A 21,179-nucleotide genomic window follows, 5' to 3' on the forward strand; every position below is an offset into this window, starting at 1 on the left:
TGTCGTGACAGGGGGTAGCCGGATCTGAGGGAAGGGATAGGGATCTCAGGTCCGGGAATCTGTGAGATCCAGGGGATCTGGGGGGATCTTCTTGTTGACGTCCGTCTTCATCGCTGTCGTCTCGCTGGCCTTGTTCGGGATGGCGGCCTTCACGCTCTGGTGGCAGATGCACGCGTGGCGAACGCCCGAAGTGCTGGCTTCCACCCGATTCAGCAGACCGGACGGGGACGATCATGTGTCGTTCTCGCTCTTACTTCCCGCACGGCATGAACAGGCCGTGCTCGACCACACCATCCAACGACTGCTGGAGTCGTCCCACGACGACTTCGAGATCATCGTGATCGTGGGGCACGACGACCCCGAGACCACCGAGGTGGCCGAGCAGGCCGCCCGGCGCGACCCGCGCGTCCGCGTCGTCGTCGACACCCATGAGAAGAAGAACAAACCGAAGGCCATGAACACGGCGCTGCCGCACTGCCGCGGCGATGTCGTCGGGGTCTTCGACGCCGAGGACCAGGTCCATCCCGAACTGCTGTCCCACGTCGACCACGCCTTCCGCACCACCGGCGCCGACGTCGTCCAGGGCGGCGTACAGCTCATCAACTTCCACTCCAGCTGGTACAGCCTGCGCAACTGCCTGGAGTACTTCTTCTGGTTCCGCTCCCGGCTGCATCTGCACGCGCAGAAGGGGTTCATCCCGCTCGGCGGCAACACCGTCTTCGTACGGACGAGGGTGCTGCGCGAAGCCGAGGGCTGGGACCCCCACTGCCTCGCCGAGGACTGCGACCTGGGCGTACGGCTCTCCAGCGTCGGCAAGAAAGTCGTCGTCGCCTACGACTCCGACATGGTGACCAAGGAGGAGACCCCCGGCAGCCTGATGTCGCTGATGAAGCAGCGCACCCGCTGGAACCAGGGCTTCCTCCAGGTCTACCGCAAGCGCGACTGGAAGCAACTGCGCGGATTCCGGCAGCGGTTGCTCGCCCGCTACACACTGATGACGCCGTACCTCCAGGCCGTCTCCGGCGTGATCATCCCGCTGAACGTGGCCATCGCGCTCTTTCTGGACGTGCCCGTCGGCGTCGCGTTCATCACCTTCCTGCCGGCCGTCACCGCCCTCGTCACCTTCGTGTTCGAGCTGGTCGGACTGCATGACTTCGGCAAGCAGTACGGCCTGCGCGTGCGGTCCGTCCACTACGTCAAACTCATCGTGGGCGGCCCCTTCTACCAGCTCCTCCTTGCCCTCGCGGCCGTCCGCGCAGTGTGGCGCGAGCAACGCGGCCGCAACGACTGGGAGTTGACCAGCCACGTCGGCGCACATCTCGCGAACGCGAGCACCAGCGCGAGCGCGAGCGCCGGCGTACACGCGAACGTGGACCGAGAGGACGTTCCCGCGTGACCTCCACACTTCCCGCGGCGACCAAGACCCAAGTCAAGGTCCCCGCGCAGCGGACAGCTGCGCCCAAAACCGGTTCGACCAGTCGAACAGCCATGCCGCCGAGGCGGCTCCGAAGCTCCCGACCCGATCTGATCCTCTGCGGTGTCCTCCTTGTGGCGATCCTCGTCGTCCAGGGCTGGAACATCGCCGACTACCCCACCCTCAGCGACGACGAGGGCACCTACCTCGCCCAGGCCTGGGCCGTCCAGGAGGGCAGAGGCCTCGCCCACTACACCTACTGGTACGACCACCCGCCCCTCGGCTGGATTCAGATCGCCGTACTGACCTGGATTCCCGCCCAGCTGGCGCCCGAGTCGATGACCGTCGGCTCGATGCGCGCGGTGATGCTCGTCATCAGCGCGATCAGCGCCGTCCTGGTCTACGTCCTCGGCCGCCGTCTCTCCCTGCCCCGCTGGGCCGCCGGCCTCGGCATGGCCCTCTTCGGCCTCTCCCCGCTGTCGGTGGTCCTCCAGCGCGAGATCTTCCTCGACAACCTCGCGGTGATGTGGACCCTGCTGGCCTTCTGCCTCGCCGCCTCACCCAGCCGTCACCTCTGGCACCACTTCGGCGCGGGCCTCGCCGCCGCCACGGCCGTCCTCACCAAGGAGACGATGCTCCTCGTCCTCCCGGCCGTCCTCCTCACCATGTGGCGCCACAGCCACCGGGACACCAGGAAGTTCGCCATCACCGGCGCGGTCACGGCCTGCGTCCTCGTCGGCGTCTCGTACCCGCTCTTCGCCCTGCTCAAGGGCGAGTTGCTGCCGGGCGCCGGCCATGTGTCCCTGTGGGACGGCATCGTCTACCAGATGAGCCGCCCCGGCTCAGGCTTCATCCTCACCGAGGGCACCGGCTCGTACGGTGTCCTCCAGTCCTGGCTGTACTACGACCGCGTACTGCCCCTGGGCGGCCTCGCGGGCGCCCTGCTCCTGCTGCTCACCTGGCGCTGGTCGGTGACGGCCCGCGCCCTCGCCGGCCCCGCACTCGCCGTGGCGATCCTCGCCGTCATGGCCCTGCGCCCCGGCTACCTCCCCGCGATGTACGTCATCCAGGCCCTGCCGTTCCTCGCGCTCGTCCTCGCCGGCGGCACCGCGAGCATCGCCCACGCGGTCCTGCGCCGCGGCCGCGGCAGAGCGGAGAAACGGCCGCTGACCTGGGCGAGGTACGCCGTAGCCACCGCCCTCGTCGCCGCGTCGGCCGCGTATGTCGTCCCCCGCTGGTACGACGGCAACCACACCGCGGTGACCTTCGACGCCAACGCCCCCTACGAGGAAGCCGTCCGCTGGCTCGGCTCCGAGATCGACAACCCCGGTGACACCCGCGTCCTCGTCGAGGACTCCATCTGGCTCGACCTCGTCCACGAGGGGTACGAGCCCGGGCTCGGCGTCATCTGGTTCTACAAGGCCGACCTCGACCCCGCGGTGACCAAGACGATGCCACGCGGCTGGCGCGACCTCGACTACGTCGTCGCCTCCCCGACGGTACGGCGTGACGCGGTTGATCTGCCCAACGTGAGGGCGGCGATGGAGCACTCGACGCCGGTGGCCGCGTTCGGCACCGGAGAGGACCGGATCGAGATCCGGAAGATCCAGGACCAGGGCCAGAACCAGGCCGCGGGAGGCGACCGATGAGCAGCGGCAGCCATGGGAGTCGAGGCAGTCACGGCAGTCACGGCAGTTACGAGTCCACCGCTCGCGAGGAGTTGGGTGATCCGGCCGTGCGAGGAGCGGAGGTGCCCGAGCCCGGGGCCGTCACCATCGTCGTACCCACCTTCAACGAGTCCGCGAACGTATGGGAGTTGCTGCACCAGATCACGGAGACGGTGCCGTCGCGGCTGCCGTGCGAGGTGGTCTTCGTGGACGACTCCACCGACGACACCCCCGAGGTGATCGACAAGGCCGCGCAGGACTGCCCGTTCCCGGTGACGGTCCTGCACCGCGACAAGCCGGTGGGCGGCCTGGGCGGCGCGGTGGTGGAGGGCATGAAGGCGGCCGCTTCGGACTGGATCGTCGTCATGGACGGCGATCTGCAGCATCCCCCGTCCCTGGTACCGGAGTTGGTGGCGACGGGAGAGCGGTCGAGGGCGGGCCTGGTGGTGGCGTCCCGTTACATCAAGGGCGGCAGCAGGGCCGGCCTGGCGGGCAGTTACCGCGTGGCGGTGTCCCGAGGCGCGACCTGGCTGACGAAGTCCCTGTTCCCCCGCCGCCTGCACGGCATTAGCGACCCCATGAGCGGCTTCTTCGCGATCCGCCGCAGCGCGGTCACGGCGGAGATCCTCCAGCCCCTCGGCTACAAGATCCTCCTGGAGCTGGCGGTGCGCAGCCGCCCGCGCGAGGTCACGGAGGTGCCGTTCGTCTTCCAGGACAGGTACGCGGGCGAGTCGAAGTCGACGGCGCAGGAGGGCCTGAGGTTCCTACGCCACCTGGTGGGCCTCCGTACGGCGTCCCCCCTGGCCCGGATGATCGTCTTCGGCCTGATCGGAGTCACGGGCTTCATCCCGAACCTGGCGGGCCTATGGGCGCTGACCCACGCCTTCGGCATGCACTACGTCCCGGCGGAGATCCTCGCCAACCAACTCGGGGTTCTCTGGAACTTCTTCCTGATCGAGCACCTGTGCTTCCGCGAGCGACGCAAGCACAGGAAGGGGTGGGACCGCATCGGCCGGTTCGCGCTTCTGGCCAACGCCGACCTGGTCCTTCGTATCCCCCTGATCGCCCTGTTCGTCGCCCAGTTCGGGATGGGGGCGCTGCCCGCGACCGCGCTGGCGTTGGTGACGACGTTCGTCCTGCGCTTCGTGGGGACGGAGGCGCTGGTGTATCTGCCGCGCAAAAAACCTGGCGGCGGGGAGCGCGGCGAAGGGGGCCGCGTGAGCGCCCCTTCAGGGGCGCGGGGCAGTGACATTTGCGGCTCCGCCGCGTGGGCGCGACCAGCCCCCACACACCCGCACTCGTCAAACAGCCCAAACCCTCCGAGCTCGTAGCAGAGGGAGCCGCACAGCAAGGAGATTCAAGTGCACAACCGTTGGAATTTCCGCATCAGACCCAGACGTAGAACGGCGATGCTGGCCGTGGCCGCCCTGGCCTCCGGCCTCCTCCTGATCACCCCTCAACCCGCCTCCGCCGCCAACCTCGTCCAGAACCCCGGCTTCGAAACCGCCGGTACGGACGACATGCCGTACTGCTGGGAGAAGTCGGGCTGGGGCGACAACGACTTCACCTTCTCCACGGTCGCGGACGCCCACTCGGGCTCGAAGGCGATGAAGGTGGAACTGACGCGCCGGGTGGACGGTGACCGAAAGGCCCTGATCACGGAGTCGGCGACCTGCGCCCCGCCCGTCTCGGTCGGCAAGCAGTACGACCTGGGCCTCTGGTACAAGTCGACGACCCCGGACGTGTCCATCACGCTCTTCCGCCATGACACCACGGCGGGCTGGCAGTACTGGACGGACCTGAAAACCCTGGAAATGGCCGGGAGTTGGACCCAGGCCACGGTCCGCACCCCCGAGGTCCCGGCCGGCACGGACCGGATCAGCTGGGGCGCCTCGGTCTACGGCACGGGCGCGGTCACGACCGACGACTACACGATGGAACAGGTCGCCGACCCCGTCCCCGAGCCCGACTGCACGGGCACGGTGGAGGAGTGCCGCGACGGCCGCTGGGAGGTCCTGCCCACCCAGAACCCGGTCCGCTCCATGCACTCCGTCGTCCTCAACAACGGCAAGGTCCTGCTGATCGCCGGCTCCGGCAACAGCGAGGAGATGTTCGAGGCGGGTACGTTCACGAGCGCGGTGTACAACCCTCAGACGGGCACGTACAAGCAGATCCCGACCCCGGATGACATGTTCTGCGCGGGCCACGTGCAGTTGGACGACGGCCGGGTCCTGGTCATGAGCGGCAACAAGGCGTACCCGGCGGCGGACGGTTCGCACGGCTACGAGGGCTACAAGGACTCGTACATATTCGACCCGGCGACGGAGACGTACACAAAGACAAACGACATGAACGACGGCCATTGGTACCCGTCGGCGACGATCCTCGGCAACGGCGACGTCATCTCGTTCGGCGGCCTCAGAGAGGACTCCACAGGCTCTGTCACGGCTGAACTGTGGTCGGACGCCGAGCAGAAGTGGCTCGAACTCTGGAAGGTCAACCAGACCTGGTCGTACTGGGGCCTGTACCCGTCGATGATCCTGATGCAGGACGGCCGCCTCTTCTACTCGGGCAGCCATGTCTTCGGCAACAACATCCCGGGGACGGGCTCGGCGATCTACGACTACGGCGCGAACACGGTGACATCCGTCCCCGGCCTCCAGAACAAGGACGAACGCGACCAGTCGGCGAGCGTGCTGCTGCCCCCCGCCCAGGACCAAAAGGTCCTCACCTTGGGCGGCGGCAACATCGACTCGAACCCCGAGGCGAACCGCCTGACGGACATCATCGACCTGAAGGCCGCGAACCCCACGTACGTGGCGGGCCCCCCGATCCCCCAGGGCACGGTGGACCTGGGCGCCGGAAAGGTCCCCCAAACGGGCGACCAGGGCAAGATGTACGTCTCGGCGGTACTCCTCCCGGACGGCAAGGTCCTGGAAACGGGCGGAGCCCTGCACAACCGGGCGAACCCGGTCTTCGAGACGTCGATCTACGACCCGGCGACGGAGACGTTCGACCAGGTGGCGGTGGACCCGGAGGCCCGCGGCTACCACTCGTCGGCATTCCTGCTGCCGGACGGCCGCGTCATGGCGACGGGCGACAACCCGGGCAACGGCTCCTGGAACCACAACGTCTCGATCTACACACCCCCGTACCTGCTGAAGGGCGACCGCCCGGCCATCACCTCGGTGATCGACAGGGAATGGGTCTACGGAGACACCCAACGCATCACGGTGGACCGCCCGATCGCGAAGGCGGAACTGATCCGCCCGGCGGCGGTCACGCACTCCTCAGACCCGAACCAGAGGTTTGTCGACCTCCCCCTATCGGTGGACGGCAACAACGTCGACCTGAACGTGACGAGCAACCCGAACCTCGCCCCACCGGGCTGGTACATGCTCTTCGCGGTCGACGCGAACGGTATCCCGTCGGTGGCGGAATGGGTCCACCTGCAAGGCCCGACAGCCCTGGCGGAAGCCTCCGGCGAGGCCCCCTCGGCCCACATCCACGACTTCGCGGACACCCCGAAGGGCAAGGTAACGGGACCAGGCAAGAAGAGGACTTCCCAGAGGGTCAGCCCCACGCTCTCCGGCTGCGACCGCCACTACGGCTCCGCCAATGTCTGCGTCCCGACGACCTTCCCGGCGGAGGTCAGGAAGACGACGTCGTCGCGCTGCGAGTGGCTGAAGGAGAACAACTATGGGCGCTTGAAGGTCAACGGCAAGGACGATCCGCTGAAGCTGGACCCGGATGGGGATGGGGTGGCTTGCGGGAAGGGGGACGTCAGACGTCGATGACGCGCCGTCACTGAAGCGCCGGCGAGGTTTCTCCCGTCCGGCCGGGCGTGGTCGGCCCGCCCGGCCAAGGGGCCAGCAGTTGGTGATCTACGGTGCGGCCTCACACGGGTGGGAACGGTGGGGGTGTCGTGTCCTTTCCTATGGCCCTGGGCCTTGTCCTCATGATGTTCGGGTGCTTTGCCCTGGTGGCCCAGTCGGGCAATTTCGTGGACTACCGCCTCATGCGGAACCTGAAGCACCACGGCGTCGACGGGCAAGTGGTCTACAAGTTCTATGAATACGTGACCAATTCACATCGGGCCTTCTTCAAGGAACGGCCTGTCGTGCTCCTCATGGGCGGCACCGGCCTCGTGCTGCTCGGCGTCGGGGCACTGCTCTGCCTCATCAACTCGGCGACGTGACGCATCGGGCGGGGGGAGTCGCTATGACGCAGTTCTTGGTACTGACCGACAGCGAGGCGGGCGGGTGGCGGGTCGACGCTGAGGCGCTGACAACGGCGATACGGGGTCGATGGGTAGCTGCCGAGATCGACTCGACACTCCGGAGCGAGGCGCAGAGCTTCAGTTGGTCCTGCGAGGCGGCGAACGGTCCAGGCGAGGCATACCTGCACGTGGACGGTACCTGCCTGTACCTGGACGTCTGGCAGGAGGACGCCGCCTGGCTCGCGGTTGTGTTCCGCAGACTCGCGCCGGCACACCTTGACGTGGTGTTCTGCGATGAGGGCCATACCTTCGCCGTTCGCCTTCAGCCGGAGGCCACCGACGCTGAGCTGACTGACCTGATGACGCGGTCTGATCCAGCGGCGTAGTCCACGCGCACCACAAGCGCAGAACTTGCGCCCCCCCGGGGGGCCCGAGTGCGCGCAGGTATCGTCGGCCCCGTTGACCTCAAGCCCCGCCGGCGATCAGCCCGCACAGCACGATCTGAGCAGCCCACTGCACTGCCACGGCCCAGTACCTGCCGGATGTCCACCGCGTACGGGGCCATGCGGCCACCAGCAGGCCGGATGCGATGGAGGCCCAGAAGAAGCCGTTGGGTAGGCCGCCGGGGATCGTGGAGCAGCCCTCGCCGTAGGTCAGGCAGCGGCTGCCCCCTGCTGTGGAGAGGCGGAGGAGCCAGGAGCCGAGGGACATCGGGAGGAGGAGGATCAGGCCCAGGCCCGACCAGAGGTTGATGGTGCGGTCGTGGTTCGAGGGGGACGACTGCGGAGTGTCCACCAGGTGCGGAGAGTTCGCGGTATCGGGTGTGGTGGCCATGCCACGATTCAACGGCCTGCCATCGGGTCCGGGATGGGGTGGTGTACTCAACCCGTCTGAGTACGTGTGCTCAGCGCGTCCCTCACGATCGCCTCCAGCTGTTCGTGGTGCGCGCCCTTCCAGTACGCCCTGCCGCAGGCCTCGCACTGGGCGAAGACGTCGTACGAGCGGTGGGTGCCGTCCTGCAAACGGTCGGCCACCTCTTCCTTCGTCGCCGGGCGCAGTGTGCCGTTGCAGGCTGTGCAGCGGGTCCAGGGGTGCAGCTCCGGGGCGAAGCGGGCCAGGATGTCTTGGAGTTGGGCGTCCGGCTTTGTGCTGTAGACGTATGCGCCTGCCCAGAGCTCCCGCCTTCGTAGGAGGCCTCTGTCCCGGCTCAGCATCACCCGGCGTTCGGCGGCCGAGCGGGCCGCCAGTGCCGGGTCGCCGATGTCCGTCGACTCGTAGGCCGTGTCCACGCCCAGGAGGCGTAGGCGGCGGGCGAGGGTGCCCAGGTGGACGTCCAGGAGGAAGCGGAGGGGGGCGCCGGGGATGTGTTGGGGGCGGGCGACCGGGCGTACGGTCACCGACTCTCCGGCCTTCGGGATGTGTGACACCGGGACCTCGTCGCCGTCCACTACCAGTGCGCCGACTTCCGTCAGTGGGACGCCCAGGGACTCCACCACATGACCGAGCGTGGAGACGCCGTCCACGGCCAGGGCGGTGGCGGGGCCTCGGCGGCCGTGGGGGACGAACAGGGCCAGTTCGGGGGCTACTTCGACGTGGATCTCCGGACCGTTCACCTGGTCAGGATGCCATGCGGTCATGGTCCCGCCTCAGGGGTTTTTCGCGGCCCGGCCCGTTGCTGCCGGCAGGCCGTGTTCTATGACGTCCAGCGTGCGGTCCATGAGGTCCCGGAGGTCGTCCTTGTAGTCGTTCTCGGCCCAGTAGAGGGTGATCTCCGAGAGGCCGCCCATCAGGGACATCGTGTAGACCCTCGCCTCCAGGCTGTCCCGTTCCAGGCCGGTGCGGTCGGCTACCGCGTCGGCGAGCATGCGGCCGGTGACCGACATGCTCTCCAGCATGCGGGACCGTACCGCCGGGACCTGGACCAGGAGATGGGCGCGGAGGCGGACGATCTCGGGTTCCTCCTCCAGACCGGCTCCGATGGCCAGCCGCATGACGTACCGCAACGACTCCATCCACGGCTCGTCCGCCGGCCGCTTGCGCAGTTCGTCCAGCAGGATCGGGTCGTACTCGTCCGTGAGGACGATGTCCTCCTTCGTCGGGAAGTAGCGGAAGACCGTGGACGGCGAGACCTCGGCGCGCTCGGCGATCTGCTCGATCGTGGTGGCGTCGTAGCCCTGTTCGCGGATGAGGCCGTAGGTCGCGTCGCGGATCGCCGTCCTGGTTTTGATCTTCTTCCGTTCACGAAGTCCCAGCTGGGGACGGTCGGTGGGGGGAGTGGTGCGTGCGGGGGTCATGGTGGTCATTGTCGGGCATCGGCTTGCTCGGCAGCCATGTCCGGGGGTGAGGGGTTCTGTGGAGCGGGTGTGTGGGGGAGGAAGGAGGCCGCCAGGAGTGCGGAGGCTAGGGCCGCCACACCGCATACCAGCAGCACCACGCCCATTCCGTGGACGTACGCGTTGTTCGCGGAGGCCGCCAGATCGGCCGAGCCCGTCCGTGCGGCGACCATATGCGCCGCCACCACCGAGTCCCCGGCCGTTTCGGCGGCCTTCGACGGCAGGCCGGTGATGTCGAGGCGGTCCTTGAAGGTGCCGGCCAGCAGGCTGCCGAGCAGGGCGATGCCGATCGCGCCGCCCACCTGGCGCAGGGTCATCAGCAGGCCCGACCCGCTGCCCGCGCGGTCCCCGGGGAGCGTGCCGAGGGCGTTGTTCATCGCGGGGATGAGGGAGAGGCCGAAGGCCAGGCCGGTGAGGGAGAGCCACAGCGCGGTGTAGCCGTAGCCCGAGTCGGTCGTCGTACGGCTGCCGAGGAGCGCGGCGAAGGCCAGCACCACCAGGCCCGCACTCACCGTGGCTCGCGCGCCGAAACGTACGACGAGCGCCGGGGCCGTACGGGAGGCGACCAGGAGGCCGCCCATCATCGGCAGCAGCCGTACGCCGGTGCCGAGGGCGTCGTGGCCGAGGACCGCCTGGAGGTACGGCGGGAGCACGAACAGCAGGCCGGAGAGGACGAACATCACCAGCGTCGCGGCCAGGGTGTTGAGGAGGAAGCCCCGGTGGGCCAGCAGGGTCAGGTCCAGCATGGGGCGGGCCGACCGTCGTTCCCTCAGCACCAGTGCGGCGATCAAGAGGACGGCGGCTCCGAGTGCGGCCAGGATCAGGGGGTCGGTCCAGCCTCGTACGGGGGCCTCGATGATCGCGTAGATCAGGGCGCCCAGGCCCGTCACGGTGAGCGCCGTGGAGATGGTGTCGACCTTCGGGGACGCCGGGTCCTTCGTCTCCGGGAGGAGGAACGCGCAGGCGGCGATGCCGATCGCGGCCATGGGGACGTTGATCAGGAAGACCGAGCCCCACCAGAAGTGGTTCAGGAGCCAGCCGCCGAGGATCGGGCCCAGCGGAAGGCCGAGGGCGGAGGCCGCCGAGACGATGCCGACGGCCTTGGCGCGCTCGTCGGGGGTGAAGAGGGAGGGGAGGACGGAGAGCGCGAGGGGGGTGATCAGGGCGGCGCCGATGCCCATGGCCGCTCGTGCGGCGATCACCGTGTTCACATCGCCGGCCAGGGCTCCGAGCAGGGAGCCGGCGAGGAAGACGCCCAGGCCCGTGATCAGCATCCGGCGGCGGCCGAAGCGGTCGCCGAGCAGGCCCGCGGGGAGCATCAGCGCCGCGAAGACGATGACGTACGCGTCCGCCATCCACTGTTGTTCACCTGTGCTCGCGCCCAGGTCGGCGGCCATCGTCGGGAGTGCCACGTTGAGGATCGTCGTGTCGAAGCCGAGCGTGAGCATGCTCGCGACCAGGGCGCCCAGGGCCCACCAGCGGCGGGGGTGCGCGGGAGAGGGACTGACAGTTTCGACAGTTGCCATGAAATGAGAGTAGCTCTCAAAATGTAGTTACTGTCAAATGCCCCTCTGGGGAGAGGGTATGCGAAAGGGCCACGGCTCGTAAGCCGTGGCCCTGGGAGCGGAGGGTGTGCCGGGGTCAACCGTGCTGGTACGCCACCAGCGAGATCCCCACGTAGTGGACGACGAACGCCGCCAGCGTGAACGAGTGGAAGACCTCGTGGAAGCCGAACCACCTCGGTGACGGGTCGGGGCGCTTGAGGCCGTAGATGACTCCGCCCGCGCTGTAGAGGACACCGCCGACGATCACCAGTACCAGGACGGCGATGCCGCCGGTGCGCATGAAGTCGGGGAGGAAGAAGACGGCCGCCCAGCCCATCGCGATATAGCAGGGGGTGTAGAGCCAGCGAGGGGCGCCGACCCAGAAGACGCGGAAGACGATGCCGGCGAGGGCCGCCGCCCAGATGCCCCACAGCAGCCACTGGCCCTTGGCTCCGGGCAGGAGCAGAAGGGTCAGCGGCGTGTACGTACCCGCGATGATCAGGAAGATATTGGCGTGATCCAGACGGCGCAGGATGCCGTCCATGCGCGGGCTCCAGTTGCCCCGGTGGTACAGCGCGCTGACACCGAACAGCAGGCAGGCGGTCAGGACGTATATCCCGCAGGCGACGCGTCCGCGCACCGAGTCCGCGAGGGCGGTGAGGACCAGGCCCGCGATCAGCACGGCCGGGAACATGCCGAGATGCAGCCAGCCTCTGAGCTTGGGCTTGATCGGCTCCGAGATGGCCTGGCCGATCTGCTGGCCGATCTGGTGGGCCTGCTGACCGATCTGGTGGGCGAGCTGGTGTGGCAGGGAGGGCGCTCGGGAGTCCCGGCCGTCGGCCGGCGTGTCCGGAGGCGCGTCGGGGGCGGACGCTGTCATGCCCGGCATCGTACCTACGGAACCGTAAGTTACGGATCGGAGAGGCCCGTTCAAGTAGCCGGAAGTGGCCATCGTCTCACGCTGGGCCCCGATCCGGCAGCCGGTGATGCCAGAAAGCCTCCAGATGCGGTCGGGAAACCTCTCCTGGGGAGGTTAATGAGTGGCGATGCTCACGGTGCTCACGTGTGAAGCCCTCTGGACATATGAGCACTCCCGTCGGATGATCAAATGAGTGCGGTCGGCACCGGATGAGCGCCAAGGTCACCCGCCGGGGACCCACCGATGAAGCATCCGGGCCGCAGCCCCCACGGGGCCTCCCATAAAAAATCCCTCATTTAGGAGCAATCGTGGCGCGCGACATCGCGGCTCCCCCCTCAGTCGTCCCCACCACCCACCGAGAACTCGTCGAGTGGGTGAACGAGATCGCCGAACTGACCCAGCCGGACAACGTGGTCTGGTGTGACGGCTCCGAGGCCGAGTACGAGCGCCTGTGCGGGGAGCTCGTCGAGAAGGGCACCTTCCGGAAACTCGACCCCATCAAACGCCCGAACTCGTACTACGCCGCCTCCGACCCGACCGATGTCGCGCGGGTCGAGGACCGGACGTTCATCTGCTCCGAGAAGGAAGAGGACGCAGGGCCGACGAACCACTGGATGGACCCCGCCGAGATGCGTGAGGTCTTCGCCGGTGAGAAGGGCGTCTTCCGCGGCTCCATGCGCGGCCGGACCATGTATGTCGTCCCGTTCTGCATGGGCCCGCTCGGCTCGGAGCTCTCCGCGATCGGTGTGGAGATCACCGACTCCGCCTATGTCGCCGTCTCCATGCGCACCATGACCCGTATGGGCCAGCCCGTGCTCGACGAACTCGGCGACGACGGCTTCTTCGTCAAGGCCGTGCACAGTGTGGGGGCGCCCCTGGAGGCCGGCGAGGCGGATGTCCCCTGGCCCTGCAACCAGACCAAGTACATCTCCCACTTCCCCGAGAGCCGCGAGATCTGGTCGTACGGCTCCGGGTACGGCGGAAACGCGCTGCTCGGCAAGAAGTGCTACGCCCTGCGCATCGCCTCCGTGATGGCGCGGGACGAGGGCTGGCTGGCCGAGCACATGCTGATCCTCAAACTGACGCCGCCGCAGGGTGAGTCGAAGTACGTGGCGGCGGCCTTCCCGTCCGCGTGCGGCAAGACGAACCTCGCGATGCTGGAGCCCACGATCTCCGGCTGGACCGTCGAGACCATCGGTGACGACATCGCGTGGATGCGCTTCGGCGAGGACGGGCGGCTCTACGCCATCAACCCCGAGGCCGGATTCTTCGGCGTCGCGCCCGGCACGGGTGAGCACACCAACGCCAACGCGATGAAGACGCTGTGGGGCAACTCCGTCTTCACGAACGTCGCGTTGACGGACGACGGGGACATCTGGTGGGAGGGCATGACGGAGGAGACCCCGGCCCATCTGACCGACTGGAAGGGCAACGACTGGACGCCGTCCGCCGACGTTCCCGCCGCCCACCCGAACGCCCGCTTCACCGTCCCCGCCTCGCAGTGCCCGATCATCGCGCCCGAGTGGGAGGACCCGAAGGGCGTCCCGATCTCGGCGATCCTCTTCGGCGGGCGCCGGGCCACCGCGGTGCCGCTGGTGACGGAGTCCTTCGACTGGAACCACGGGGTGTTCCTGGGCGCCAACGTGGCCTCGGAGAAGACCGCCGCCGCCGAGGGCAAGGTCGGCGAGCTGCGCCGCGACCCCTTCGCCATGCTGCCGTTCTGCGGCTACAACATGGGCGACTACATGGGGCACTGGGTCGAGGTCGCCAAGGGCAGGGACCAGGCGAAGCTGCCGAAGATCTACTACGTCAACTGGTTCCGGAAGAACGACGAGGGCAAGTTCGTCTGGCCGGGCTTCGGTGAGAACAGCCGCGTACTGAAGTGGATCGTGGACCGGCTGGACGGCAGGGCCGAGGGCGTCGAGACCCCGATCGGCATCCTGCCGACGGCGGACGCCCTGGACACCGAAGGCCTCGAACTCTCCGCCGACGACCTGGACTTCCTCCTCACCGTCGACAAGGAGGTCTGGCGCGAGGAGGCCGCGCTGGTCCCCGACCACCTCAACACCTTCGGTGACCACACACCGAAGGAACTGTGGGACGAGTACCGGGCACTGGTGGAGCGCCTGGGCTGACCCCCACGCGCCAGGGGTGCGCCACCTCGGGCTGAAGCCCGCCAAGCCCACCCCACCCGGGGCTCACGCCTCACCCGGGGCTCACGCCTCACCGGGGCTCAGGCCCCCTCCCGCTCCGCGGCCGGTCGTCTATGGGTTGCCCTGACCAGCGACATCTCCTCGACCGGCCGCGGATTTCACTGTCATCTCCCCGTCTGGCATGATCATTGCAGCGTTGCGGTCGCGAACGTAGAAAGCCGTGACGGTGAACGAACAGCACAAACGGGGAGAAGCATCATGAGGAAGTCGGTAGGCGTCGTCGTCTCAGCCGCCATCGCGGCGTCATTGCTGGGAGCCATGGCGCCCAGTGCGAGTGCGGCGCCGAAGTCGTACTGCTCCGGTTCGAGCACCAAGGCCCCGAAGGTCAAGCGGTGCATCGCGGTGGACAAGGGCAAATACGTCAAGATCAAGATCGGAAACTTCAACAAGAAGGCCATCAAGGGCCAGTTCGGCATTACCTGTGTGGGTGACGGCCAGCATGCCGTCATCGTCAAGAAGACCCCGATCAAGGCCCGTAGCTGGTGGAAGTCCCAGCGGGTGACCTGCCCCAAGAACTTCCGCCACCACGCTTTCGGATGGTGGATGGACACCGATGGCGACGTCGAGTACACCCCGCATGTGAATTTCTAGGCGCCGAGCCGCTTCGGCACGGGCCCGATGCTCCGGCGCCAAGGGCCTGCCACGGACACACGCTCCTGATCTGCGAACACACGCCCCTGATCCGCGCCATGACGGCGGATCAGGGGCGTGATCGCTTTCTCACGCCGAAAAGCCTGGCGCCCTCGTCCTCTCGCCCATGGATCTGGCTCAGGACGACCGGGGTGACCGGGGCGACCGGGGCGACCGTGGTGAAAACACTGCCGGGGAGGGGAAAACACGGGACACTCTGGGTATTCGCGCCGAAGCCTGAAATGAGGTGAGTGGGGTGCGTACTCCCGTTAGCGACCCCATGAGGATCGGGCCGTATCGGATCGTGGGGCGGCTCGGGTCCGGTGGGATGGGGTGGGTGTATCTGGGGCGCTCGCCCGCCGGGCGGGAGGTCGCCGTCAAGGTCGCCCGGCCCGAACTCGCCGCCGAGCCGGAGTTCCGTGAACGGTTCGCCCGGGAGGTCGCCGCCGCGCGGGTGGTGAGCGGGGCGTACACGGCGGCCGTGGTGGACGCCGATACGGAGGCCGAACTGCCGTGGCTGGCCACGCTCTACGTTCCCGGGCCCTCCCTCGCCGAAGCCGTACGGGCGGACGGGCCGTTGCCCGAGGACCAGGTGCGGCGGCTGGGGGCCGGGCTGGTCGAGGCATTGCAGGCCATTCACGCCGCTCATGTCATCCATCGGGATCTCAAGCCCGCCAATGTGCTGCTGGCGGGCGATGGGCCACGGGTGATTGATTTCGGGATCTCCCGGGTCGATGGCGCACCGGGGCTCACCCGGGTCGGGGTCGTCGTCGGGACGCCTTCGTTCATGTCGCCGGAGCAGATCCGTGGGGGCGTCGTCGGACCGGCCAGTGATGTGTTCGCACTGGGCGGGGTTCTGGTGTTCGCGCTGACCGGGCGGCCGCCGCATGGCAGCGGGGAAGGGGTGCGAGTGGAGGTCATACGGGGGATACCGCGGTTGGAGGGGGTGCCGGCGGGACTGCGGGACGTCATCGGGCGCTGTCTGGCCAAACGGGCCGAGGAACGGCCCCGACTCCCCGAGATCCTTGAGGAGTTGATGGGGGACAGCGCCGCTCCCACCGTCGCCGCCTGGCCGCCGCCCCAGGTCGCGCGGACCATCGAGGTGCGGTACGAGGAGCTGCGGGAGCGGTATCGGCGGCGTACGGGGACCAGTGAGTCCGTCCCCTCCTGTCTGTTGCTGCACGCGCAGGCGCTGCTCGACGCCGGGCTCACCGACGCCATGGTCGCCGGGGCGGTGATCCGTGACGGCGCCTGACGTGTACCCGGGGTGGGACTCCTACGCCGGCCGCGAGTCCTACGCGGGCCGCGACTCCGTTCCCGGCCGGGATTCCGTTCCCGGCCGTGACTCCTCGGGGCGGGAGTCCTCCGTAGGCCGTGACTCCCCCTCGGGGCGCGCTCCCGAGATCTACGACGTCGGAACGCACTGGCGGCAGCTCGTACGGAACTGGGTGGCCCGACGGAATTACCACACCGATCACGACACCGTGTCCGTCTCCCTGCGATTCGACCTCCATGAGGCGGGGCGGGTGGTCACGGTGAGATTCATGACCACCAAGAAACTGCTGGTGGCCTTCGCCACGGACGGGAATTTCCTCCGCCACGACCAACTCGCCGTGGCCGCCGCCGCGGCGAACGCCTGGAATACCGAACAACTGAACCCCATGCTGTCCGTATGGGATGTACGCGGGCCGCGTCCCTGTCTCGCCGGGGTCTGCGATCTGCCGTTGACCTGCCGGATCACCCAGGCGGATTTCGATTCCTTGGCCAATGAATGGGTGGATCGGGCACGGCAAATGTTCAGTCGTTGCCATCAGGTGTTCAAGTTGTAGAAGTTGGCGAAGGGAATCCGCAACCAAGCGGAAATCGCCGGAAGTTCAGGGGTGGAATTCACCAAACCCTTCCCCCGGCCCATTGCCTGCCCCACTATTGGATGGGCTTTTCAGGGGGCGCGGGGGCGTGCTTTTCAGGCCGCGGGGGGTTGGTGCGATGGGTGCCATGAGGCGTTTGGGTTTCCTCGGCGTACTCGTGGGATTGTCGGTGATCGGGATGCCCACGGGCTCGGCTGTGGCCGAGCGGCCCTGCGCGGGGCCGCTCGCGCCCTGGCTGGAGTGCTGGGCCGGCAACCTCGACAAGGGCGAGCCCTACGTCGTCACGCTCCGCGATCCGCTGGCGTTGGCCGGGCCGGAACAGCGGAAAGACGCCTCCACCTGGAAGGACGCCCAGAAGCGCCGGCACCAGCTGGTGGTGGAGGTACCCGAGGACGGCAGGACGGGCGACGGGGGCACGGCTCTGCTGGTGCTGGCAGGGGGCCGCATGGTGCACCCCGAGGCGAAGATCGACCGCATACCCCGGTGGGCCGTCGACGAGTTGGACGCGGCCGGCGTGTGCGTCCCCGCCGAACTGTGCAACCTGATCGTCGAGAGCGACAGCCGGACCGGGCCGCTGGACGGACGTGAGCTGATCAGAAGGCGGCTGGTCGCCGACCTCTCCACGCACGTCGACGCCGTTCCCGTATCGCCGCCCCCGACACTCGGCTCCCCGCCGCCCAGCGGGCAGCCCGATGACAACCACGGGGCGGGCCGCGACGACAAGGACGCGGTCGGCGCCGCCCGCACCCAGGACACCGGCTACAGCGGCACCACCTGGACGGCCTTCTTCATGGCGCTGCTCCTCGCCCTCCTGCTGCTCGCCTTCGTGATCGTCATCCGGCGGTCCAGGGGGCCCGTCGCCGTGGGACATCGCGCCGGGGGCGGGCGGCACGGCGGCGGACCCGCCCACGCCTCGGCCATCACCTCGGCCATCGCCTCAGCCACCGGCTCGGCCGCGGGCGCCGCCATGGACACCGTCACGAGCCCTGCCACCGGCGCCGTCACGAGCCCTGCCACCGGCGCCGGCGGGAGCCCGGCCACCGGCTCCGCCATGGGCCGCGCCACCAAGCCGCCCCACGGGGACGAGGCCACCACCCGGCTGCGGCTCGGGTCCGCGCGACGGCACGGGCGGCAGGTGGGCGGCCGTCCGACCCAGGCCCGTACCGCCGTCGTACGCACCGAACTGCACCCCCAGGGCTATGTCGAGATCGACCGGGTGCTCCGCCGCGCCGTCTGGGCCGAACCCGACCGTCCGCCACCGGCGCCCGGCGGACTCGTCGACGTCGCCAAGGCCCGCGAACGGGACTCCGACGTCCTCTACGCCTTCCCGCCCACCGCCGCACGCCACGCCAAGGGCACACCCCGATGACGCCACCGCCCTCCGGCTCCGCGACAACCGCCGTACCCGCACCGACAAGAACCACCAGGGGGACGAACCATGCACAGCGAATATCCGCCCACCCTGCCGGCGGAGTACGCCGACATCGAGTTCGAGAACAACGCTCAGCGGATGCCGCTGGTGCTGTGTCTGGACACGTCCAGTTCGATGGCGGGCCCGCCGATACAGACGCTCAACAACGCGCTGGCCGAGTGGACCCGTGAGCTGCACGACGACGTCAGCCTCAGCTACAGCGTGGAGGTCGCGGTCGTCACCTTCGGCGGGCAGGGGGTGCGGGCCTGGCGAGGACCCCAACTGCTGGACCCCAGGGCCCGGATGAGCCCGTTCATCCCGGCGCACGCCTTTCAGGCGCCGATGCTGACCGCCGCCGGGGTCACGCTGATGACGGAGGCCCTGGAGCTGTCCATGCACATCGTCGCCGCGCGCAAGGCGGAGCTGCGGGCCTCGGGGCTGCAGTACTACCGGCCGCAGATCTGCCTGGTGACGGACGGGCTGCCGACCGACGCCACCGGGCATCTCACCGAATCCTGGCAGCGGTTGATCCCGGTGCTCGCCGAGGAACAGCGGGCGCGGCGGTTCCGGCTGTACGCCATCGGCGTCGGCGGGATCACGGACATGGGCGAGCAGGTGCTGCGGGCGTTCGCACCCAAGTTCAACGCGCGGTTGCAGGGCTTTCCCTTCCGGGAACTGCTCCAGATGATGTCCGCCAGCGCGGGCGCCGAGCAGAAGGGGGCGGGCGACGAGGTGTTCGAGAAGATCTTCAGCCAGTTCAAGACGCAACGCCCGGCCTGGGAGGCGTGAGTTGACCGTCTCGCCCTCGACCGTCGTGCCATGGCGTATCCACGGGCTGAGCGTCGAGGGCTATCGGCACCGCCGCCAGGATCTGCCCTGCCAGGACGCCTGTGCCTACGCCACCACCTCCTCCGTCGCCGTGCTCGCCGTCGCCGACGGGGCCGGCAGCCGCCCGCGCTCGGAGGAGGGCTCGCAGCTCGCCGCGAACCTCGCCGCCGAGTACTTCGCGCGGGCGGCCGGGGCGGCGGTCGAGGTACGCCCAGGGGAGGCCGTGCACGAGCTGCTGCGGCACACCCTGCACGACGTCACCAAGGAGTTCCTGGAGCGGACCGGCCCGGACGCGCAGGACTACGCGACGACGCTCACCGTGGTGGTGCTCGCGCCCGGCTGGCTGGGGCATCTCAGCGTGGGGGACGGCTTCGTCGTCGTACGGGCCGGGGCGGAGGACGGGGAGCGGCAGTTCCATCTGCTGCCGCAGGCCCCGGCGGCGAGCGAGTACAGCAACGAGACGGTGTTCCTGACCTCGCCGGACATGCCGCGCTGGACCCACACCGAGTGCGTGGTGGACGACGGGGTGGACGGGGTGCTGCTGTCGACGGACGGGCTGGCGCAGGCGATGGTCAACCGGTCGGCGAGCGGGGCCCCGTCCCCGAACGCCTCCTTCGCCGACGCCGTCTTCCGCTCCCTGGACACCGCCCCCGAGGACGCCCAGGACACCAACCTGGCCGCCCTCCTCCGCTCGGACCGCCTCACGGCCCTGAACGCCGACGACAAGACCCTGCTGCGGGCGGTGCGCACGGATCGTGCGGGCGCGGACGTACGGCCATGAGCGGGCGCACGGTCTACCTCGACGGCAGGGCGGTCACGCTCGCGGAGTCGCCGCTCAAGGGGGGTGGGCAGGCGGCCGTGTTCCCCGTGGAGGGGGACTCGGGGATCGTCGTCAAGATCTACCGGGACGAGCCGGGGGACGATCAGGAGCGGCGGTTGACGCGGATGCTCACCATGTCGCCGCTGGCCGCCCGTCCCACCGACGCCAGCCAGCCGCCCGAGCTGGCCTGGCCGACCGCGATCGCCCGCGACGCGAACGGGCGGTTCATCGGATACGCCATGCGCCGCTTCGGCGAACCCCGGCATGTGCAGCTCGTCGGGCTGTTCACACGGGTGCAACGGCTGAAGCTGTTCCCCGACCGGGCCGACTGGCGGTTCCTCCTCGGCGTCGCCTGGAACCTCGCGTTCATGACGGCCCGTATGCACTACGACAACCTCGTCATCGGCGACTTCTCCAGCAGCAACGTCGTCGTCGACGCCAACGGCTTCGTCACCTTCCTCGACTGCGACTCCATCGCCTTCACCGACCCCGTCACCGGTGAACTCTTCCCCTGCCTGATGCACACCACCGACTACTCGTCCCCCGAGCGGCAGGCGGGCGGCCCCGCGACCCGGCAGAGCGACGACTTCGCCCTCGCCGTCCTCATCTACCAGCTGCTCACCGCCGGGAACCATCCCTTCGGCGGCGTCCCCAACGAAAGCCCCTCCGAGTCGACCGTCAAGGACAACATCGCCGCGAGCATCTCGTACGTGGTGCGGCCGGAGATCGTCACGATTCCGCGCGGCACCGTCGATCCGTCCGTGCTGCCGCCCGAACTGCTCGCCCTGGCCAAGGCCGCGTTCGGGCCCGGGGTGCGGGACCCCGGGGCCCGGCCGCAGGCCGAGGCGTGGCTGCGGGCGCTGGACAAGGAGCGGGGGCAGGTGCGGGGGTGCGTGGTGCGGCCGCTGCATGCGTTTGGTTCCCACCTGCCTACGTGTCCTTGGTGCACCAGGGCTGCGGTGACCGGGCATGACGTGTTCAACCGGCCCGGGCCGCCGGGGGGAGGGGCGGGGGTGCCCCCTTCGGGGCAGCCGCTTCAACAGCCGCCTGCGTCGCCGGCGGCGTCGTCGGCCGAGGATGCGTATGCCGCGTTGAAGGTGGTGGCGGTGGTGGTGGCGGTGATTGTGGTGATTGCGATTCTGGCGAGTGTGGGGTGAGTGGGAGAGCTCGGGGGGTTGGGTGCGTTGGCGGGTGCGGGTGGGTGGGGGTTGCTCGCGCCCACGCGGCGGAGCCGCAAATGTCACAGCCCCGCGCCCGTTGAAAAAGCCGGCCGCAGGCCGCTTTTTCAGGGGCGCGGGGAACTGCGCGACCAG

General features: G+C 68.8%; 19 protein-coding genes. 14 read left to right on the top strand and 5 right to left on the bottom strand.

What is annotated here, in order from left to right; translation table 11 throughout:
• Positions 1-91 precede the first annotated feature (91 nt).
• From ACWD4G_RS33305 to ACWD4G_RS33330, 6 genes are all read left to right on the top strand, one after another.
• The gene (locus tag ACWD4G_RS33305) at positions 92-1,396 is read left to right on the top strand and encodes a glycosyltransferase (RefSeq protein ID WP_451300097.1); all 1,305 of its coding nucleotides are present in this window, start codon (positions 92-94) and stop codon (positions 1,394-1,396) included.
• On the top strand, positions 1,393-3,063 hold the full coding sequence (locus ACWD4G_RS33310) for an ArnT family glycosyltransferase (RefSeq protein ID WP_451300099.1): 1,671 nt from the start codon (positions 1,393-1,395) through the stop codon (positions 3,061-3,063). The genes ACWD4G_RS33305 and ACWD4G_RS33310 overlap by 4 nt, the downstream gene beginning before the upstream one ends.
• The gene (locus ACWD4G_RS33315; protein WP_451300101.1) at positions 3,060-4,412 is read left to right on the top strand and encodes a glycosyltransferase; all 1,353 of its coding nucleotides are present in this window, start codon (positions 3,060-3,062) and stop codon (positions 4,410-4,412) included. The genes ACWD4G_RS33310 and ACWD4G_RS33315 overlap by 4 nt, the downstream gene beginning before the upstream one ends.
• A 78-nt stretch (positions 4,413-4,490) precedes the next feature.
• Positions 4,491-6,878: a galactose oxidase-like domain-containing protein gene (locus tag ACWD4G_RS33320; RefSeq protein ID WP_451300230.1), complete on the top strand. Its 2,388-nt coding sequence runs from the start codon at positions 4,491-4,493 to the stop codon at positions 6,876-6,878.
• Positions 6,879-7,006: 128 nt separating this feature from the next.
• Positions 7,007-7,279: a hypothetical protein gene (locus tag ACWD4G_RS33325; protein ID WP_451300103.1), complete on the top strand. Its 273-nt coding sequence runs from the start codon at positions 7,007-7,009 to the stop codon at positions 7,277-7,279.
• Between the two features lie 23 nt (positions 7,280-7,302).
• The gene (locus tag ACWD4G_RS33330; protein ID WP_451300105.1) at positions 7,303-7,686 is read left to right on the top strand and encodes a hypothetical protein; all 384 of its coding nucleotides are present in this window, start codon (positions 7,303-7,305) and stop codon (positions 7,684-7,686) included.
• A 79-nt stretch (positions 7,687-7,765) separates the two neighbouring features.
• Here the strand turns inward: ACWD4G_RS33330 and ACWD4G_RS33335 are convergent, their stop codons facing one another.
• From ACWD4G_RS33335 to trhA, 5 genes are all read right to left on the bottom strand, one after another.
• Complete coding sequence (locus ACWD4G_RS33335) at positions 7,766-8,134, bottom strand: hypothetical protein (protein WP_451300107.1); 369 nt, start codon at positions 8,132-8,134, stop codon at positions 7,766-7,768.
• A gap of 47 nt (positions 8,135-8,181) precedes the next feature.
• Positions 8,182-8,913, bottom strand: a complete 732-nt coding sequence (locus ACWD4G_RS33340; protein ID WP_451300232.1) for a Mut7-C RNAse domain-containing protein — start codon at positions 8,911-8,913, stop codon at positions 8,182-8,184.
• Between the two features lie 33 nt (positions 8,914-8,946).
• Positions 8,947-9,594 carry a TetR/AcrR family transcriptional regulator gene (locus ACWD4G_RS33345; protein WP_451300109.1) on the bottom strand — a complete coding sequence of 216 codons (648 nt, stop codon included), beginning with the start codon at positions 9,592-9,594 and terminating at the stop codon, positions 8,947-8,949.
• Positions 9,595-9,599: 5 nt separating this feature from the next.
• Positions 9,600-11,159 (bottom strand): MFS transporter, encoded by a 1,560-nt coding sequence (locus ACWD4G_RS33350; protein WP_451300111.1) that lies wholly within the window; start codon positions 11,157-11,159, stop codon positions 9,600-9,602.
• A 115-nt stretch (positions 11,160-11,274) separates the two neighbouring features.
• Entirely contained in the window at positions 11,275-12,057 is a 783-nt protein-coding gene (gene trhA / locus ACWD4G_RS33355; RefSeq protein ID WP_451300113.1) for a PAQR family membrane homeostasis protein TrhA, read from the bottom strand.
• Between the two features lie 347 nt (positions 12,058-12,404).
• On the opposite strand from trhA, the gene ACWD4G_RS33360 reads away from it, so the two are divergent.
• From ACWD4G_RS33360 to ACWD4G_RS33395, 8 genes are all read left to right on the top strand, one after another.
• A complete protein-coding gene (locus ACWD4G_RS33360; RefSeq protein ID WP_451300115.1) occupies positions 12,405-14,231 on the top strand; it encodes a phosphoenolpyruvate carboxykinase (GTP) in 1,827 nt (608 codons plus the stop codon).
• A 276-nt stretch (positions 14,232-14,507) separates the two neighbouring features.
• Positions 14,508-14,900: a hypothetical protein gene (locus ACWD4G_RS33365; protein WP_451300117.1), complete on the top strand. Its 393-nt coding sequence runs from the start codon at positions 14,508-14,510 to the stop codon at positions 14,898-14,900.
• A 295-nt stretch (positions 14,901-15,195) separates the two neighbouring features.
• On the top strand, positions 15,196-16,194 hold the full coding sequence (locus ACWD4G_RS33370; protein WP_451300119.1) for a serine/threonine-protein kinase: 999 nt from the start codon (positions 15,196-15,198) through the stop codon (positions 16,192-16,194).
• A 289-nt stretch (positions 16,195-16,483) separates the two neighbouring features.
• Entirely contained in the window at positions 16,484-16,768 is a 285-nt protein-coding gene (locus ACWD4G_RS33375) for a hypothetical protein (RefSeq protein ID WP_451300121.1), read from the top strand.
• A gap of 166 nt (positions 16,769-16,934) precedes the next feature.
• Positions 16,935-18,176, top strand: a complete 1,242-nt coding sequence (locus ACWD4G_RS33380; protein ID WP_451300123.1) for a hypothetical protein — start codon at positions 16,935-16,937, stop codon at positions 18,174-18,176.
• A 69-nt stretch (positions 18,177-18,245) separates the two neighbouring features.
• Positions 18,246-19,007: a vWA domain-containing protein gene (locus ACWD4G_RS33385; RefSeq protein WP_451300125.1), complete on the top strand. Its 762-nt coding sequence runs from the start codon at positions 18,246-18,248 to the stop codon at positions 19,005-19,007.
• Position 19,008: 1 nt separating this feature from the next.
• A complete protein-coding gene (locus tag ACWD4G_RS33390) occupies positions 19,009-19,827 on the top strand; it encodes a PP2C family serine/threonine-protein phosphatase (protein ID WP_451300127.1) in 819 nt (272 codons plus the stop codon).
• The gene (locus ACWD4G_RS33395; protein ID WP_451300129.1) at positions 19,824-21,023 is read left to right on the top strand and encodes a hypothetical protein; all 1,200 of its coding nucleotides are present in this window, start codon (positions 19,824-19,826) and stop codon (positions 21,021-21,023) included. Before ACWD4G_RS33390 ends, ACWD4G_RS33395 begins: the two co-directional genes overlap by 4 nt.
• Positions 21,024-21,179 lie beyond the last annotated feature (156 nt).

Source organism: Streptomyces sp. NPDC002643, from assembly GCF_053592555.1.